The sequence below is a fragment of the Herbaspirillum sp. 3R11 genome, from assembly GCF_004563925.1.
Lineage (GTDB): Bacteria > Pseudomonadota > Gammaproteobacteria > Burkholderiales > Burkholderiaceae_D > Herbaspirillum.
Genome location: NZ_SPNJ01000002.1, coordinates 55705 through 69714 on the forward strand (window position 1 = coordinate 55705; position 14010 = coordinate 69714).

The window sequence follows — 14010 nt, forward strand, 5'->3', positions numbered from 1 at the left end:
CTGCATCTACTCGCGCGATTGATTGAAAATCGGCGAGGAGGGACTGTTGCCCGCCAGCTCACGCGCGGCGGCGATCAGGTCGGGGCCGAGACTCTCCATGCGGCGCATGTCGAGCCGCTGCAGCGGGCCGGCGATACTGATCACGCCGATGGCCGGATGGCCGCTACGCTGTATCGGCGCCGCCATCGCCGTCATGCCCGGCGCAAAGACTTCATTGATGAGCGCATAGCCGCGACGACGGCTTGCGTGGATGAATTCCAGCAAAGCCTGGATCGTCGTCGGCGCGTTGGGACCGTAGTCCTTGGGCTTGCCGAAGCCTTGCCTCGACACCAGTTCCAGTGCACGCTCATCGGACATTGTCAGCATCCAGGCATGACCGGTGGCGGAGCACGAGAGCACCGTGTCCATGCCCATGTCCGGATCGTAGCGCAAGCCCTTCCTGGCGCCTTGCGACTTCGCCACCCACGTCAGCCGGTCACCGTCGACGATGGCCAGTCGCACCAATTCTCCCGATATTTCCGCCAGCCGGTCCAGTGTGGCCTGAGCCACGTCGACGATGCCCGACGTCGCCAGATAACTGAGTCCGAGACCAACCAGTTTGGTCGTCAGCACGTAGTCGCCATGCTCGCGAATCTGGCGCACATAGCCGCAGCGCACCAGGTCGGCCAGCAGGCGATGACAGGCGCTGCGCGGGATCTCCAGTTCATCGGCCAGCAGGGTCAGCGGCGTCGCTTCCGCCTGCGCTGCCAGGTACTCCAGTATCCCCAGCGTGCGCTCCAATACGCCATTCATCGTGGCTCGTCTCCATTGTAATTTTTCATGATACGGAATCAAATTCCAGTGTGGAATTATGTTCCAGAAGCGCTGATATTATCCGCTCAGAACACCGAAGTAAATCTGTAAATGTGTCGACTGAGTCCAGTCTGCATAAGCCTTTCAGGCCGGACGAGAATTTCTCGCAGTGAATTGAAATTTATTTTTCGGCAGTTCTATTAATAAAAATATGTTCGATTATCGAACAAACAGATAAATTAATTTCCAACAGGAGACAAGAATGAGCACGAGCAGTTATCAGGACGCGAACCACGACTCTCAGCAGGCCGCGCACGAACGCATGGGGACGCGCGCCGTCACCGCCGCAACCGTCGGCACGGCGCTGGAATGGTTCGACTTCACACTGTACGGCGCGGTCTCCGCGACCGTGCTCCCCAAGCTGTTCTTTCCCTCGATGGATCCGACCAACGCCTTGCTGGCCTCGCTCGGCACCTTCGGCGTCGGCCTGGCGGCGCGTCCGCTCGGCGCCATCATCTGCGGCCATCTGGGCGACAAGATCGGACGCCGCAACCTGATGCTCGGCACCGTCACGATCATGGGTCTGGCGTCGGTGCTGATGGGCCTGTTGCCGACCTACGCCATGATCGGCGTCTGGGCGCCGATCCTGCTGGTGCTGCTGCGCATCATCCAGGGCTTCGCACTCGGCGGCGAATCGACCGGCGCGCAACTCATGGCGCTGGAACACGCTTCCCCGGATCGCCGCGGCAAGTATTCGGGTCTGCTGGGTTTGTGCTCGCCACTCAGTCAGATCATGGCCAACGGGGTGCTGCTACTGATTTCATCGTTGCTGACCAATGACGCCTTTGAAAGCTACGGCTGGCGCATTCCTTTCGTCCTGAGTTTCGTGCTGGTGGTGGTCGGTCTTTATATCCGCCTGAAGGTCGACGAGACGCCCGCCTTCGTTGAACTCAAGAAGAGCAGCGCAGCGCGCGTCAGCAGTCCGTTGAAAGACGTCGTGCGTTTCCACTACAAGACAGTGCTGCGCTGGATGTTCTTCTTCTGCGGTCCGGCGGCGCTGTTCTACCTGATCGTGGTGTTCTCGCTGAGCTATGTCACCAAGACGCTGGAAGTGCCCAAGCAAACCGCCTTCCTGCTGCTGATGGGCGCCAACGTCTGCGCGATTGTCGGTGCATTGGCCGGCGGCATGCTGAGCGACAGAATCGGCCGCAAGAAGGCGTTGGCAGTCGGTTCGATTGCCACGCTGCTGATCCTGTTCGTGTACTTCCCGATCCTGGAGACCAAGAGCTTCTTCCCGATGCTGGCGATCATGGGCCTGTTCCTCGGCTTCACGCAGTTCCAGAGCGGCATCCAGCCGGTGGCGTTTGCCGAGGCGTTCCCGACCAATGTGCGCTATTCGGGATCCGCGCTGGCCTACACCGGCGCCAACCTGCTGACCGGCGGTCCGATGCCGATCGTGGCGGTCTGGCTGCTGAGCAAGTTCAACGGTTCGCCTTGGGCGGTGGTAGGCGTGTGCGTGGTGCTGAACCTGCTGTCATTGCTCATGATCATGTGGGGACCGGAGACGCGCGGCATCGACATGAACCGCGTCGATACATCGCATGACGCGGCTGCGCACGACGGCACCGTTGCCGGCGTGCAGACGCGCCGGGCCACCTGAAAACCGATTCAATACTGACTTCATCTATGTCCAAGCTTATCTACGTCCTCAACGGCGCCAACCTGAACATGCTCGGCAAGCGCGAGCCGGAAATCTACGGCACCACCACGCTGGAGGAAATCCGCCTGCGCACGCTGGCCGAGGCCAAAGAGCTGGGGCTGGAGTGCGACTTCCGCCAGACCAATCACGAAGGCGTCATGGTCGACTGGCTGCAGGAAGCCTTCGAGCGCGACGCCGGCGTGATCATCAATCCGGCGGGTTTTTCGTTCGCATCGATTCCGGTGCTGGATGCCGTGAAGCTGATGTCACAACCGGTGGTCGAACTGCACATCAGCAATATCCATCAACGCGACGAAGCGCATCGGCATTCGCTGGTGTCGCTCGCGGCGAAAGCGGTGATCTGCGGCCTCGGCGCCGCAGGTTATCCGATCGCAGTGCGTGCAATCGCGGCGTTGATGGAAAACTGAAGTTACTCGGGGGAGGGAAGGGGAAGGGGAAGGGGAAGGGGAAGGGGAAGGGGAAGGGGAAGGGGAAAACAGGCAGGCTGTCCGGACTCAATCCGGGCAGCCTGTTTTTTTTGTGCTGAGAAAGTGTCTTACAGTTGCGCGAGGAAGTCGACGACCAGCGCTGCAAAAGCCTCAGGCTGCTCAACGGCGCTGATGTGCGAGGCACCTTCGATCACCTGCAGCTGCGCCCCGGCAATGGCGGCGGTCAGCGCTTGCGCCATGGCCACCGGGGTTCCCTGGTCGAGCGAACCGGCGATTACCAGCGTCGGGACGGCGATCTGTCCCAGCCGCGCTGTCGTGTCGACCGTGCCGACGGCGTTGCAGCAGCCGACATAGCCTTGCGCATCGGTGCTGGTCAGACGCTCGCGGAAGCGCGCAACGGTGGCAGCCTGGCCGGCGCGGAACTCGTCATGGAAATAGCGCCCCATGACGGCATCGGCGATCGCCTCGATGCCTTGTTCGCGCACCGTGACGATGCGTTGCCGCCAGGCTTCGCGTGCTGCCCCCGGATAGGCCGACGTGGTGTTGGCGAGCACCAGCGCGCGCACCAGTCCGGGATGGCGCAGCGCCAGTTCCTGACCCGCCATGCCGCCCATGGACAGGCCCACCCAGACTACCGGTCCGGTATCGAGTTCGCGCAGCAGGCGCGCGGCGTCGTCGGCTAGCTCGGCCATCGAATAGAGGTCCTCGCCTTCACCCTTGTCCGAACTGCCGTGGCCGCGATGATCGTAGGTGATCACACGGCAATCGCTCGCCAGTTGATTGGCCAGACCATCCCACATCATCAGGTCGGCGCCGATGGCGTGCGACAGCACCACCGTGTGACGCGGCGCGCGACCGTTGCGCGGCTCGCGTACCGTGTAGTGCAGCGCGGGCGACGAGACGGTGCGGCCCTGCTTGCCGATGCCCGGATGGGATGTGTCGGCCGGTCGATGCGGTTCGACCTTGTAGCCGATCTGCTCGCCCACTTCGCGCAGGATTTGCTGGGCGTGGCTGAACGCGGTATTGCCGGCCGGGACGCCGGCGTAGATGGCGGACTGGATCAGCACTTCCTTCATTTCATCGGGTGTCAGACGCGTGGCGGGGTCGCCCAGCAAGCCGGCGCGCACATGCAGTTCGAACTCTTCCCAGCGGCCCAGTGCAATCGTGATGGCCAGCACGATGATGCGGCGGGTCTTGTGGTCGAGACCGGGACGGCCCCAGATTTCATTCCAGGCGAAGCGCGTGATCAGGTTCTGGAACTCGGCGTTGAAGTTGGTGGCGCCTGCCACCGAACGGTCTACCCAGGCATCGCCGAGGACGCTGCGGCGATTGCGCATGCCGCGCTCGAAATCGTGGTCGAGAGGATCGAAGCTCATGGTGGTCTCAGTTGTTTTTGTCAAGAAAAGGGGATGACGGGCGGCGCTGCAGCAAGCTCTTCAATTGATGCTCCGCCAGCGTGCGCGCGGCACCGAGTGCGTGAACCGGATCGAACAGATCCTGTACCTGGCGAACGTCGATCTGCTTACCGAGTTGAGCGTCGTCGTTGATCGCTGCCGTCAGCACATCGGCCAGCTGGCCTTGCGTCGCCACGGTCTGCTGCGTGAGTTTTTCCAGCAAGGCATGCGCAGCGGGACGGCCGATCGCGCCCGCCAGAAAGATCGATGCCGCCTCGGCAAACACCAGGCCTTGCAGCGCATCGATATTGCGGCGCATGCGGGTGGTATCGACAACCAGTCCGGCGAAGGCGTCATTCAGTGCGTTGAGAGCACCGTGCGCGCCGAGGAACAGCGCCGGCCATTCGGCCAGTTCCGCCTGCCAGTTGCCGAGACCGCGTTCATGCTGCTGCGCCATGGCGGACAGCAAGGCGGCAGCGTGGTGAGGCGCGCGGTTGGCCGCGGCCAGCGCGATCATGGCCGACACCGGATTGCGTTTGTGCGGCATGGCCGAGGAGCCGCCGCGACCGTTGCCGGCCGGTTCGGCCAGCTCGGCGATTTCACCTTGCGCCATCAGGCTGAGGTCGGTCGCCAGCTTGCCGAGGCTGCCGGTGAGCACAGCGACTTCCATGCCCAGCCGCACCCATTCATCACGCTGGGTATGCCAGGCGGCGTCCGCCATTTTCAGTTGCAAGGCGTCGGCCATGCGTTGCGCCACTGCGGGGCCTTTGTCGCCCAGCACGGCCAGCGTGCCGACCGCGCCGCCCAGTTGCAGTTGCAGGGCGCGTGCGGATTGTGCGCGCAGCTGTTCGCGTGCGCGCACCAGCGGCGCGGCCCAGCCGACCAGCTTGAAGCCGAAGCTGGTGACCTGCGCCGGCTGCATCAGCGTGCGCGCCAGCACCGGTGTGGACAGATGCTGCCCGGCCAGCTTCAGCAAGTGCGCGGTCAGTTGGTCGAGCTCCGCGTCGATCAGTTGCAAGGCCTTGCGCGTGGCCAGCACCATCGCTGTGTCGAGCACGTCCTGGCTGGTGCTGCCCCAGTGCACATGCGCGGCCGCTTCCTGGTTGTCGAGCGCCACGGTCCGGGTCAATTCCTTGACCAGCGGAATCGCCAGCGCGCCGGCGCGCCGACCGGCGGTGACGATGGCCGCGATGTCGTAGCGCTGTACGTCGCAGGCATCGCCAATCGCGCGCGCGGCTGCTGCCGGGATGACGTCCTCGGCGGCTTCGGCGTTCGCCAGCGCCGCTTCGAAGTCAAGCATCGCCTGGACGATGGCGGCATCGTCGAAGACCGCGATCATCTCCGGCGTGGTCAGAAAACTGTCGAACAGGGAAACGCTCATGGGGAATTCCTCAGCTTCTTATGTGTAGTCGAAGAATACGGTTTCCTGCGTACCCTGCATATGGATGTTCCACAGATAGGAGCCGTCCGCCTGCTTCTTCGCAATCAGGGTATCGCGGCGTTGCGCGGGCACTTGGGCCAGCAGCGCCGACTGTGCCAGCCCGGCGTCGTCTTCGAGGAACACGGCAGTGAACTGATGCTTGGTCAGGCCGCGCGCAAACACGGTGATGTACGCCGCCGGCTTTCCGGAGGCAGCCGCCGGCGGCAGAGAAACCTGCAGCGCAAAGCCGCCTTGTTCGCCGCTCGGTACGCGGCGATAGCCGGGGATCGCGTGCGCGGCTTCCTGCGATGCACTGTCCGGCATCCAGGCTTCGATCCAGGCGTCATTGATAGCGGCGCCGTCGCCGTCGAAGACGGCGCCCGTGATGCGGATGGTCGGCGCGCTGCTGTCGACGCCGGCCGTCAGGTCGACGGCCCAGCGCCAGGCTTCATGCGGAAAAGGACCGATGGTCTGCGATGTGGTGATCTTGCTTGTCATGGTGTTGTCCAATTGTTCAAAGGCCCATCGGCGTGGCGTCGCGGCCGCGCAGCACGATGTCAAATTCATAGCCGAGCATCTTGTCGTCGACGGTCTGCTCCAGGCTGAAGCGCGAGATCAGACGCTGGCGCGCAGCCGCATCCGGAATGCTTTGGAAAATCGGGTCGTACTCAAACAGCGGATCGCTGGGGAAATACATCTGCGTCACCAGGCGCTGCGCATACACGTTGCCGAACATCGAGAAGTGGATGTGCGCCGGACGCCAGGCCTTGTGATGGTTGCCCCAGGGATAAGGGCCCGGCTTGATGGTGACGAAGCGATAGCGGCCCTCATCATCGGTCAGCATCTTGCCGAAGCCGGTGAAGTTGGGATCGAGCGGCGCGTCGTGCTGATCCTTCTTGTGCCAGTAGCGGCCGGCGGCGTTGCATTGCCAGACTTCCAGCAGCGAATTGCGCACCGGCTTGCCGTCTTCATCGAGCACGCGGCCGGTGACCACGATCTTCTCGCCCAGCGGTTCGCCCTTGCCCTGGGCGGTCAGGTCCATGTCATGCGGCAGGATCAGTTTCGGCGAGGCGAACAGGTTGGTGGTCACGGCCTGCTCGTCGCGCACCCGCAGCGGCGCCAGCGTCGGGCCGCGCTTGAGGGTGGATTTGTAGGCGGGATGGATCAGTTCCGGATAGACACCGGGTTCGATGGCGTCGAATTGCATGGGCTCTCCTCAATTGGCTGTCGGCTGGCCCGGAACGGCATGTGCAAGTCTTTTGCGCGTTCTGCGGGCGGTGCCAAATCATAGGGAATGCGTGCTGGCGCTCACAAGCGCTGAGCAGTGCACAACATTCGCCAATCGCCCTATTTGTGCGAAAATCGCACAAATAGGGATTTTTCTATCATTGCCGTCCATCGAGGAAACCATGGCTCCCATTGCACCTGATCTGTCGCGCCATACAGAAGACGCCGGACAAGACGGCGGACTTGGGCAACCGCTCAAGCGCGACATCGTCGCCGGGTTGGAGAAGGGCCTGCAAGTGATCGAGGCCTTCGACCAGGAACGCACGCGCCTCACCATCGCCGAGGTCGCGCAACTGACCGGCCTGACGCGCGCGGCTGCGCGCCGCTACCTGATTACGCTGACCCACCTGGGTTACATGCGGCACGATCACAAGACTTTTTCGCTGACGCCGACCGTGCTGCGCCTCGGCCAGTCCTACCTCCATTCGGCGCGCCTGCCGCGCATCGTCCAACCGTTGCTGTATCGGTTGGCGTATTCGCTGGGCGAGGCGGCCTCCTGCGGCGTGCTCGATCACGATCAACTGGTGTGCGTTGCGGCGGTCAGCGCCGGCCAGCTGGTGTCGACCACGCTGCAACCGGGTACGCGCGTGCCGGCGTATTGCACCGCCAACGGCCGCATCCTGTTGGCCAATCTGCCGCATCAGCGCATGGTGCAGATACTGGAAAAGCTGGAGCTTGAGCAGATTACTTCGCACACCATGACCGACAAGGCGCAACTCGAACAGGAGATCGTCCGGGTGCGCGAGCAGGGCTATGCGCTGGTCGATCAGGAACTGGAACTGGGCCTGCGCACAATGGCCGTGCCGCTGCGCAATTTCCGCGGCGAGGTGGTCGCGGCGATGAACATCAGCGTCCATGCTGCGCGCATGAAACTGGAAGACATGGTCGAACGCTGCCTGCCTGCGCTGCTGAAAATACAAGTCGAAGCAGGTGCCTTGCTGTAGCCTGATTTACTCCTTCTCCACAGTCATCGTCTCCTTCGCGATGACCATCGACGTCCGCAAAAAGCGAGCTCGTTCACCTTCGCTGTTGCCGCTCTCCAACTGCAATGAAAACCGCATAACCTAGCGCGGTTTTCTACGTTGGTGCAGTCGGCGCCGGGACCTACACTAGGCCCGGATTCAATTTCAAACCTACGCATCCGGATTCGGGCAAGACGCCCGGCGGGCGCGCACTCAGCTCATAGAAAACCGCCATGATCTTTTCCAAGAAACTGCAGCGCCTGGCGCTGGCCCTCGCCATGTTCTCCGCCGTCGTGTCGGCGCACGCCAATGACACGATCCGCATCGGCCTCAACCCCGGCGTGACCATCGACGTCGTCCAGTTCGTCAAGCAGCAAGCGGCGGCGCAAGGGCTGGACGTGCAGATCGTTGAAATCAGCGACTGGATTTCGCCCAACATCGCGCTCAACGACGGCAACCTGGACGTCAACTTTTATCAGAACACCGCCTTCCTCAACACTCAGCTCAAGCAACGCAAACTGAAGCTGGTGCCGGTGGCGTCGATCTGGAGCATCCAGTCCGGCCTGTTCTCGCGCAAGCTCAAGAAGATCGACGACCTGCCGGTCGGCGCCTCGGTTGCGATCGCCAGCGATCCGCTCAACGGCGCGCGCGGTTTGCTGCTGCTGGAAAAAGCCGGTGTCATTAAACTGAAGGACGGCGTCGGCATCGAAGCTACACGTTTCGACATCGTCTCCAATCCGAAGAAAGTAAAGATCGTCGAGCTCGAAGGACCGCAACTGGCGCGCGCGCTGGATGACGTCTACCTGTCGGCGATCTCGCCTTACGTCTACCTGCCGGCCGGCATCGATCCGGCGACCGCCTTCGTCACGGAAGACCTGCGCGATCCGCTGTTCCACCAGGTCGTGGTGGCGCGCGAGAACAACAAGGATGATCCCAAGGTGCTGAAGTTCGTCGCCATCTTCCGCAGCCCGGCCGTCAAGGACTACATCCAGAAAAAATATCCCGCCTTCAAGGTGCTCTGGTAACTTTGGTAATCACGGCCCTACGGCTGCAATGACATGACACAAAAGAATTTGATACTGAGCCTGTTCCTCGACAAGGCCGGGCATGACTTCGCCGGCTGGCGGCATCCCGACGCCGACAGCGACAATCTCTTCACGCTCGACTACAGCATCAATCTGGCGAAAGCGGCCGAGGCGGCCAAGTTCGACATGGTGTTCCTGGCGGACGCGCTGACGCTGCTGCCGGAGAACAACACGGCGTACACCACCACCTTCCAGCTCGAGCCGATCGTGCTGCTGTCGGCCATCATGGCCCACACCAGGCATATCGGCCTGACCGCCACCGTCTCCACCACCTACACCGATCCGTATCACGTCGCGCGCAAGTTCGCGACGCTGAACCTGCTCAGCCGTGGTCGCGCCGCCTGGAATATCGTCACTTCCATGCGCGAGTCCGAGGCGCGCAATTTCAATCTCGAAAAAGCCTTGTCGCACGAGCTGCGCTACGAGCGCGCGGATGAATTCGTCGACGTCGTCAAAAAGCTGTGGCGCAGCTGGGAGCCGGACGCATTGGTGCTCGACCGCTCCTCGGGACAGTTCGCCGACGACGCCAAGGTGCGGGCGATACATCATCGCGGCAAGCATTTCTCGGTGGAAGGCGCGCTCAACGTGCCGTCGTCCGCCTACGGCGAACCGGTGCTGGTGCAGGCCGGCGCATCGGGCGTGGGCCGTGAATTCGCGGCGCGCACCGCCGACGTGATCTTTGCCTCGGTAGTCAATCGCGAAGCGGGCCAGGCTTTCTACGCCGACATCAAGCAGACTGCCGCGAAGTTCGGACGCAATCCCGATCACATCAAGATACTTCCCGGCTTCATCCCGGTGATCGGCGACACCTTTGCCGAAGCCAAAGAGAAGAAGGCCTTCCTCGAAAGTCAGGTGTTGCCCGTCGCCGCGATCAGGTATTTGTCGCAATGGCTGGAGACCGATCTCTCCGCGTTCGACCCGGACGCGCCGTTGCCGGACATCTTCAACATCGACAAGATCAAGGGACAGAAAGGGCGCTTCCAGAACATCATGAAGATCGCCAACGACGACAAGCTGAACCTCGGACAACTGGCCGCGCGGGTGGCGGCAACGCGCACGCACCATTCGATGGTCGGCACGCCGGATTTCATCGCCGACGAAATGGCGAACTGGTTGCAGACGAATGCCTGTGACGGCTTTAACGTCCTGCCCACGCATTTCCCCGGCGGGCTGAATGAGTTCACCGAAGCCGTGGTGCCGCGGCTGCAAAGCAAGGGCGTGTTCCGCACCGAGTATGCGCAATCGACGCTGCGCGGGCATCTGGGAATTGCCTGATGGCGGGCGCGATGCCGATAATCGATGATGCCGCCTTCGGGCGGCATTTTTTTTCGAGGCGTGGCAAGTCCGCCACGAATTGCATCGCGTTGAAGCAGCGATAGGCACTGGATTTTTCCGATGTTAAGATCGCCGGCAAGCAAAAAATAACAGCAGAGGGTGCGTGCAAAGCGCAAGACTAAGCACAGTGCGCGGCGCTTTGATGCATGGGGGAAATTCTTTCGTTTCTTGATGGAAACGCAGAATTGAAAATGTGCTGCAAGCCAATATTTCCATGCGCAAAATTCTCCCGTTTTCCTGATCCCGGATGCGCCGCATCCTGCTGTTATTTTTATTCAAAATCAAATAACGACAGGGATGGACATGATCAATGTGTTGAAGGGGAAGACTTGCGCGGCTTGTGTGGTGGCGGCGTCCTTGCTGGCAGGCTGTGGAGCGCTGGATCCGGTCAACATGATTCTGTCGGCGCGGGCATCGTCCTACGACATGGTTGCCGAGATGACTTCCCCCGAAATGCGCAACATCACGCTGACGTCCCTGCGCACCGCCGACTGTCCGGTGCTGGAAGGCATGATCCCGATCTATCAGGAAGACCTGCGCAAGGGCCAGGCCAAGGCGGATCGCGTCGACATCGCCGTCGCTGAAATGAACCTCTCCGTCGTCAGGCAGATTCAGGGCGAGAAATCCTGCCCTGCCGCCAAGCCGCCGACGGTTGCGAAGAATCCGGCATCCACGCCGACCGGCCCCGCCACCGCCACCGCAGCCGCTTCCACTGCGGCGGCCAACACCAATCAGGGCACGCTGAACATCAGCGTCGATAACGTCTCGCCGGCTATCGCAAAATCGCAGGGCATGGCTGATCAGAAAGGCGCTCTCGTCATCGAGACAAAGAAGGGCAGCGCCGCCGACAAGGCCGGCATCAAGCCGCTCGACGTGATTGTCGAAGTCAACGGCCAGCCGGTGTCGACGCCGGCCGAGTTCGACCAGATCGTCAGCCGCATGCGCCCCGGCTACAAGGCGCCGCTGCGTGTTGCACGCGCCGGCAAGACGCGCAACGTCACCGTGGTGGTGAGCAAGGACGAGCACGCTGCGTCGCCTGCTGCTGCATCAGTTGCACCTGCTGCACCCGCCGCGCCGATCGTCACCACCGATCCCGATACCGCGCCATCCATGAGCACGCCGTTGCTGGCCACGCACGGATGGATGGGCATGCAATACGGCATGAGCGCTGTCGGCGTGCTGGAAAACATGCCGCCTGCCATTGCAGCCGCGCTCGGCCTGCCGCGACCGCAAGGCGTACTGATCGGCGGTGCGCTGCCGGGAGCCGCAGCGGACCGGGCCGGTCTCAGAACGCTGGACGTCGTCGTCTCGCTCAATGGCCGGCAAATCGAAAACAAGGAGCAACTCGCTCAACTGCTGGGACGCGTGCCCGCAGCCTCCACCATCAAGCTGGGCATCTGGCGCAACCGCAAGCTGGAATATGCGCAGGTCACGCTCGATCCGCAAGTCTCGCAACTGTTGTTGCCGAGCGCCGCACCGGGCTATTGCTTCGCCTGGATCAATGCCAATGCCGCCGCTAAAACCGGCGCCGTCAGTTATGAATTCGTGGTGTCGGCAGCCGACGCTGCGGAGGACATCAATCCGGCCATCGGCGCGCAGTTCCGTGCCTACCTGATCGAGCGCGGCATCGGCGCGGAGTTCGGCAACGCACCCGGTTATGCGGTGTGCCGCAAGTCGCGGGAGGCCATCATCAATGCACGCAATGAAGCGACGGCCGCGACCAAGCAGACGCTGGCGACGACCGGCAAGGACACGCTGGCGGTCTATTGGATACCGCGCTGAGATGCACTGAGCCGCTGCCGATCATCTATTTCAGGGACATCTCATGAATACCTTCCCGAGGGCGCTCGCCTGGCCCGCCGCCGCCTGCGTCGCGATCGTGCTGTCGGGCTGCACGGCCGTGCATTCCGTGATCTCGCCGATGATGCAATCGGCCATGCAAAGCACCGTCGAAAACAATGCCACGCCCGAAAGCATGGGCATCGGCACCTCCGCCTATCGCGGCCATGACTGCGCTTATCTGGCGAGCATGGCGCAGACCTTCGGCAAGTCGCAAAACGATCCCGCCACGGAAGCCTTCACCCGGAAGACCTTCGGCTGGCACATCGACGCCATCAACCAGGTACGCGCCGAACAGGGTTGCGTCGCCGGCGTTACTGCCAAGGTGCCCGCTTCAGGTGAAGTGCCGATGTACGGTTTTTGCTGGTATGCGGAGCCGGGTGGCGTCGGCGCCATTTACTTTTCGACCGTGTTCGCCTACGTGGACTGGTATGCCGATCAGGGACAGCATGAGCAAAAGGAATTCGACGCCTATCTGAAAGGCCGTTACGCGCCTAAACCGGCAAGTGCGCTGTGCCAGGGCGAAGACTCGCGCGCCAAGGCCGACGCCGCCCGTGAAAAACTGTGGGGCCAGATGTTCGGCAACCTCAGTTCCAGCCGCGTCTCGGTACCATGGACGCCGGCCTCCAAACCGCCGCCGCGCCGCACTGTTGCAAAGGCCGTCGCTGTCAGCGCACCAGCAGGCGCATCAGCCTCGGCTGCCGGTGCAGGCAAAACGATCGGCCTGCAATTGAACGACCTTGACGACGCAACCGCGAAAAAACTCGCACTCAATCCGGCGCAAGGTGCGCTGGTCGGCGAGGTCGCCAGGGGCGGCACTGCCGCGAAGGCCGGTTTGCGCGCGCAGGATGTGATCGTCGAAATCGGCGGCCAGGAAGTGCGTTCACGTGCAGAAGCGCAGACCATCCTTGATGCCATGCGTACCGGCTTCAATGTGCCGCTGCGCGTCTGGCGTGCGCGCAAGATGCATGAGCTGACGCTGGAGGTGGCGCCGCGCTGAGCTGTCGATCATGGCGCCGGCCGCAATCCCGCTGCCAGCGCCGTATACAGGCGGGAATAGCGGAAAATTCCTCCTGCAAGTTTCCACGGATAAGCCTATGATCTGCAAACGCAATCGAGACGGAATTGCCCGCCGCGCTGTCCGGCGGGTCTACTCCGACACTGTCTCCGCTTCATTCTCCCCGGCATTCCCGGTTGCGCCAGGCACGGACATCCGGATGGAGTGACGTCTTCCCCGATGTTCTACCCAACAGGACGTCGGAGGAGTTAAAAGATGACAACCAGCTTCAACCTCAACGGCAAGCAAGTCACAGTCAAAGCGGAACCGGATACCCCGCTGTTGTGGGTGATCCGCGATGAAATCGGTCTGACCGGCACCAAGTTCGGTTGCGGCATGGCGCTCTGCGGCGCCTGTACCGTGCAGCTCGACGGCGCGCCCATCCGCTCATGCCAGACCCCGGTCTCGGCCGCCGCCGGCAAGAAGGTCGCCACGATCGAATCCCTTTCCAAAGACAATTCCCACCCGCTGCAAAAAGCCTGGATCGCGCACGACGTGCCGCAGTGCGGCTATTGCCAGTCGGGTCAGCTCATGAGCGCCGCAGCGCTGCTGCGCACCAACAAGAATCCCAGCGACGCCGACATCGAGAACGCCATGAGCGGCAACATCTGCCGCTGCGGCACCTATAACCGCATCCGCGCCGCCATCAAGAGCGCCGCGGCTGAAATGCGCAAGGCCTGAGGAGATCGCC

Annotated in this window: 13 protein-coding genes; 8 read left to right on the plus strand and 5 right to left on the minus strand. The window is 62.4% G+C overall.

Going from position 1 to position 14010, the window contains the following annotated elements:
- Nucleotides 1-6 precede the first annotated feature (6 nt).
- Complete coding sequence (locus E4P32_RS08440) at nucleotides 7-792, minus strand: IclR family transcriptional regulator (RefSeq protein WP_116434601.1); 786 nt, start codon at nucleotides 790-792, stop codon at nucleotides 7-9.
- 322 nt (nucleotides 793-1114) lie between these two features.
- On the opposite strand from E4P32_RS08440, the gene E4P32_RS08445 reads away from it, so the two are divergent.
- Both E4P32_RS08445 and E4P32_RS08450 read left to right on the plus strand, forming a co-directional pair.
- Nucleotides 1115-2452, plus strand: a complete 1338-nt coding sequence (locus E4P32_RS08445; protein ID WP_199525640.1) for an MFS transporter — start codon at nucleotides 1115-1117, stop codon at nucleotides 2450-2452.
- A gap of 26 nt (nucleotides 2453-2478) precedes the next feature.
- Nucleotides 2479-2919, plus strand: coding sequence for a type II 3-dehydroquinate dehydratase (locus E4P32_RS08450; RefSeq protein ID WP_116434599.1), 441 nt, complete (start codon nucleotides 2479-2481; stop codon nucleotides 2917-2919).
- A 128-nt stretch (nucleotides 2920-3047) separates the two neighbouring features.
- On the opposite strand, the gene E4P32_RS08455 is transcribed toward E4P32_RS08450, so the two are convergent.
- Genes E4P32_RS08455 through pcaH form a run of 4 tightly spaced genes read right to left on the minus strand, consistent with a single transcriptional unit; the run spans nucleotide 3048 to nucleotide 6961 of the window.
- Nucleotides 3048-4316 carry an alpha/beta fold hydrolase gene (locus E4P32_RS08455; RefSeq protein ID WP_116434598.1) on the minus strand — a complete coding sequence of 423 codons (1269 nt, stop codon included), beginning with the start codon at nucleotides 4314-4316 and terminating at the stop codon, nucleotides 3048-3050.
- 7 nt (nucleotides 4317-4323) lie between these two features.
- A complete protein-coding gene (locus E4P32_RS08460) occupies nucleotides 4324-5715 on the minus strand; it encodes a lyase family protein (protein WP_116434597.1) in 1392 nt (463 codons plus the stop codon).
- Nucleotides 5716-5733: 18 nt separating this feature from the next.
- On the minus strand, nucleotides 5734-6252 hold the full coding sequence (locus tag E4P32_RS08465; protein ID WP_116434675.1) for a protocatechuate 3,4-dioxygenase: 519 nt from the start codon (nucleotides 6250-6252) through the stop codon (nucleotides 5734-5736).
- 16 nt (nucleotides 6253-6268) lie between these two features.
- Nucleotides 6269-6961: a protocatechuate 3,4-dioxygenase subunit beta gene (gene pcaH / locus E4P32_RS08470; RefSeq protein WP_116434596.1), complete on the minus strand. Its 693-nt coding sequence runs from the start codon at nucleotides 6959-6961 to the stop codon at nucleotides 6269-6271.
- A 202-nt stretch (nucleotides 6962-7163) separates the two neighbouring features.
- Here pcaH and E4P32_RS08475 point away from each other — a divergent pair, with 202 nt between their 5' ends.
- From E4P32_RS08475 to E4P32_RS08500, 6 genes are all read left to right on the plus strand, one after another.
- Entirely contained in the window at nucleotides 7164-7985 is an 822-nt protein-coding gene (locus E4P32_RS08475) for an IclR family transcriptional regulator C-terminal domain-containing protein (protein ID WP_116434595.1), read from the plus strand.
- Nucleotides 7986-8236: 251 nt separating this feature from the next.
- Complete coding sequence (locus tag E4P32_RS08480) at nucleotides 8237-9028, plus strand: MetQ/NlpA family ABC transporter substrate-binding protein (RefSeq protein ID WP_116434594.1); 792 nt, start codon at nucleotides 8237-8239, stop codon at nucleotides 9026-9028.
- 33 nt (nucleotides 9029-9061) lie between these two features.
- On the plus strand, nucleotides 9062-10363 hold the full coding sequence (locus E4P32_RS08485; protein ID WP_116434593.1) for an LLM class flavin-dependent oxidoreductase: 1302 nt from the start codon (nucleotides 9062-9064) through the stop codon (nucleotides 10361-10363).
- Nucleotides 10364-10720: 357 nt separating this feature from the next.
- Nucleotides 10721-12205 (plus strand): PDZ domain-containing protein, encoded by a 1485-nt coding sequence (locus E4P32_RS24345; RefSeq protein WP_116434592.1) that lies wholly within the window; start codon nucleotides 10721-10723, stop codon nucleotides 12203-12205.
- 43 nt (nucleotides 12206-12248) lie between these two features.
- Nucleotides 12249-13262, plus strand: coding sequence for a PDZ domain-containing protein (locus E4P32_RS08495; RefSeq protein WP_116434591.1), 1014 nt, complete (start codon nucleotides 12249-12251; stop codon nucleotides 13260-13262).
- 273 nt (nucleotides 13263-13535) lie between these two features.
- Nucleotides 13536-14000, plus strand: coding sequence for a (2Fe-2S)-binding protein (locus tag E4P32_RS08500; RefSeq protein WP_053200521.1), 465 nt, complete (start codon nucleotides 13536-13538; stop codon nucleotides 13998-14000).
- Nucleotides 14001-14010: the final 10 nt, after the last annotated feature.